Here is a 3,178-nt window from a genome sequence, read left to right as displayed (position 1 = left end):
CGGGAGTGCCGCGCGGCCATGCGCGTGCGTCATGCAGGTCCCAGGCGGGGGCGGCGCGCGATGTAGAGCCAAGCTCGCCCGGGTGCGTATGCCAGGTCGCGAACGTCGACGATCGCGAAACCGGCGGTGACGAGAGCGGCCTCGATCGCGTCCCGAGACCGGAAGCGCAGGGTTGAGGTCGACTCGAGCCGCTCATCGTCAGCATGGAACACGGTGGGGGCGTCAAAGGTCACCACCTCGCCCACGACGCTGGTTGTGCTCACCCATGTCTCCACTTCGCCTACGCCCGGTACGGGGACGATGCGGCGGGTGGCGTCCGGTGTCCATCGTTCCCAGGCTCGGTCGTCGGGGCGACGCGCCTCGAAGACGAGGACCCCGCCGGGACGGAGCACGGCATAGGCGGCCCGCAGTGTCGCGTTCCATGTGTCGTCATCGAGGAACACCTGAGCGACGTTCGCGGTCATTGTGACCGCATCCACCTGCAGCGCGGGGACGTCGTCCACTGTTCCGACGATCCACATCACGGCCTCTGCGCCTGGTTTCGACTGGGCCACGGCAATGGAAGCAGCTGCGGGGTCCACCCCGGTCACGTGGACGCCGCGCTCGGCCAGCAGCAGTCCGAACGTGCCGGTGCCACACCCGATGTCGAGGACGCTCCTGGCGCCGAACTCGCCCACCACGGTGCCTGCGTACTCCTGGAGATCGGGGCGGTCCGCGGAGCCCAGAGCGTCGTAGACGGCGGCCAGTCGGGGATGGTCGAAGACGGCGTCCGGCATGGCGCGATCCTTCCACTGTGGAGATGCGGGGCGGGTGACGCGGAAAGCGCGATGATTTCCGACGCCGCTGGCGAGTCGCGTCATGCGCACGCGGGGAGGAGGCTGTGGTAGCTCTGCCCGTGCGGTCCAGCCAGGGCTATCGGTGTGCCGTTGACAGCCACGATGGTGCGACCGTCGATGGGTTCGGTCACCTGGGCACTCACCTCCGGCAGTACGGATTCACCCTCATTGCTGATCCACGTCACCTCCGGGTGTGAGCGGATCAGCTCGATGAATGCGGCGCGGTCCCGGGAGGAGAGGTAGGTCAGGACGGCACTGTGGAAGACCACCGGCGTCGTGCCCGACGGCACCTCGTTCAACAAAGAAGGCAGCTGCTCCAGGAGATCTCCGGTACGCAGGTGCGCGAGGTCCTGGGCGATGATCTGCGATGCGGCGCGGAGACGGGCGCGGCGATGGTCGTGCTCCGGCCAGATCAGCGTTTCGAGCCAGAGCATGTCGTCTGAGTCAGTGACGTCCAGCGGGTTCAGGTCGACGCCGGCGCGCCAAGTCACGAGGGGGAGCCGGTCGAGCAGGTCGTCCTTCGGGTCCATGAGGCAGTCGAGTATGACGCCGCTGGGGCCGTCGTCGGGGTGGAGCACGCAGTCGGTCCCGTCGGGCAGCAGGTACCGGTAGCTGTAACGGTCGGGGTAGAGACAGAGGCCGGCTGCGGCGCCGACTTCGATGAGCGCCAGGGGCTGATGGCGGATCCCGGCGAGGGCGGGGAGCAGGACGGCGCATCGCCCGGCCTCGTTGGTCTGAGTTGCATGCGTGAGGGCTACGTGGGCGACGACGTCCCAATGGTCGATGAGCCATGGCCGAAGCTGTGAGTAGGGGCCCAAGGGTGCACCGGCCAATCTGGCGGCTGCGAAGATCAAGTTGGGCTGTCGTTTCCCTGGGGGAAGTGCTGCGATCCGCTCGGCCAAGGTGGGATCGCCCGCAATGCCTGTGGCCCAGTCGTAGTAGATCTTGGAGACTCCACGGGCCTCCACGTGGGCCCAGCGTGCATAACCGTCCATCACGGTGGTCGACATAACGGCACTGTACTCGCCCCAAGTTCCTCGGTCACCACCGCAGGAGATCTCGACCCGGTGGCGGGCGCTGAGCTTCCAGGTCTGGTCGATCGCAGTCCGAGCCTGGCGGGAGTCGAGGGGAAGGCCGAAGTCCGGCCACGGCACCCAGGCGTAAGGCCATCTGGGGTGGGGGCGGCGCCAGAGGGCATAGAGCCCCCAGTTGGGATCCCGCTGGATAGATGCGGACCACCGGCGTCCGCGGATCAAACGTCCGCGGGGCAGAGGAGGACTCCTGGTTCGAAGGGGTCCCATGTGGCCATGGCCCCATCTTGGGTCCTTCACCACCGTGGGAGGAAGTGGAACGCGGTCGTGATGCCGGCGATCTACGGCCGGCACGAGTCGGCTAGGTCGATTTGCATCTGTCAAGGGCTGAGGCGCCGGATTGCGGATGAAACATATTCGCGCGTTTCCGAAATCTTCGCTGCATCTCGACACCAAAGCCGGGGCACTATGCGACCAGTTTTCCTACCAGTCAACGATCAAGGCTCTCCGGGTCGTATGAAACATAGATGCGCGTTTACGAAATCTTCGCTGCATCTCGACAGCGAGGTGGTGTCCATGCCAGAACCGGCGCCAGTCTGAGGCGTGATCTCCTGCCTCATCCCTGAGGGAAATGAGGCAGGAAGTCGCGGGATATTTCCCTCTGGAACGGGCTGATCTGGAGGGGCCGCTTGCGTCCGTTCGACTGCGTCGCCCAGTCGCAAGCGTACCCCCCCATGTCAAGCGCGTGGAAGGGGGTGGGGGTCGGATCTGCTTCGGGCGAGGGACATCACGGCGGGGATTGGGCCTTCTGGCTGGTGAGGGGGCCTGTGCCCCGCGGTCATCGTCACGAAGTGGAAGGGCAGAAGATGAGCACCTCTGTGCAAGCCCCTGTGGGGCATGTGGAAGTTGACGCCGGCATTCGGCGTCTGGTCCCGCAGCCGCAGCCGATGCGGTACGTGGGGGTGGCCACTGGGCTGGGAGCGTGCGCGTGCGTGGGGGTGGGCATCCTCTCGGTGGGCGACCCGTCTGCGGCGTATGGCATCGGTGGGGCTTCGGCCGTGGTCTCGGCCGGAGCTCTCGTGGCGGCGGAGCGCGCTCGTCAACGGGCGGAGATCACCGATCACCTCACGGAGCAGGTCTGCCCGGCGATGGCGTTGGGCCGTCCGGCCCGGGCCGCGGTCAGGCTCTCGAAGTGGTCGGGCGGGTTCGTGGGGCAGCCGGTGCGGGTGCAGCTGATCTACCACGCCTCGGTGGTCCCGGACATGGAGTGGTTGGGCAAGGTGGTGCACATCGTGCAGACCAGCCTGGGGG

At 66.9% G+C, this 3,178-nt stretch carries 3 protein-coding genes; 1 reads left to right on the top strand and 2 read right to left on the bottom strand.

The genetic code is table 11. The features are described 5' to 3' along the window. Positions 1 to 29 precede the first annotated feature (29 nt). Both AC0VX0_RS12175 and AC0VX0_RS12170 read right to left on the bottom strand, forming a co-directional pair. Entirely contained in the window at positions 30 to 776 is a 747-nt protein-coding gene (locus AC0VX0_RS12175; protein WP_101967759.1) for a class I SAM-dependent methyltransferase, read from the bottom strand. Between the two features lie 80 nt (positions 777 to 856). Further along, positions 857 to 1,846 (bottom strand): DUF2332 domain-containing protein, encoded by a 990-nt coding sequence (locus AC0VX0_RS12170; protein WP_101967766.1) that lies wholly within the window; start codon positions 1,844 to 1,846, stop codon positions 857 to 859. Between the two features lie 887 nt (positions 1,847 to 2,733). Here AC0VX0_RS12170 and AC0VX0_RS12165 point away from each other — a divergent pair. Next, positions 2,734 to 3,178, top strand: a 445-nt coding sequence (locus AC0VX0_RS12165) for a hypothetical protein (RefSeq protein WP_475452153.1), incomplete at its 3' end; no start/stop codon positions are given.

This window comes from Micrococcus sp. iso_26 (assembly GCF_056172975.1).
This window is presented reverse-complemented; position numbering and strand designations above follow the sequence as displayed.